This is a genomic window from Streptomyces sp. NRRL B-24484 (assembly GCF_000717715.1).
Classification (GTDB): Bacteria; Actinomycetota; Actinomycetes; order Streptomycetales; family Streptomycetaceae; genus Kitasatospora.
The window spans coordinates 1-425 of record NZ_JOAI01000155.1 but is presented as its reverse complement, the minus strand read 5'-3'; the positions used below and the strand labels follow the sequence as shown (position 1 = coordinate 425).

Below are 425 nucleotides of genomic sequence, written 5' to 3'. Positions count from 1 at the left end.
GCACCACCTGATCGTCGACCGGCACGGCACCCCGCTCGCCGTCACGCTGACCAGCGGCAACCGCCACGACGTCACCCAACTCCTGCCCCTCCTGGACGCGATCCCACCGATCCGCGGCCTGCGCGGCAGACCCCGCCGCCGCCCCCGCAGGCTCTTCGCCGACCGCGGCTACGACTACGACAAGTACCGCCGCATCCTCCGACGCCGCGGCATCACCCCGAAGATCGCCCGCCGCGGCGTCGCCCACGGCTCCGGACTCGGCAAGACCCGCTGGGTGGTCGAGCGAACCTTCGCCTGGCTCCACCAGTTCAAGCGCCTGCGGATTCGCTACGAGATACGCGCCGACCTCCACCTGGGCCTGCTCCAACTCGCCTGCAGCATCATCTGCCTGCGGAAGCTTCGGACCTCATTCTGAAATGATCAGT

1 protein-coding gene is annotated in these 425 nt (G+C 69.2%); it reads left to right on the top strand.

Annotated features, from left to right (window positions below; translation table 11 throughout):
- The coding region (locus IE98_RS0141715) for an IS5 family transposase (RefSeq protein WP_030278016.1) at positions 1 to 415 on the top strand (415 nt) is incomplete at its 5' end.
- Positions 416 to 425 lie beyond the last annotated feature (10 nt).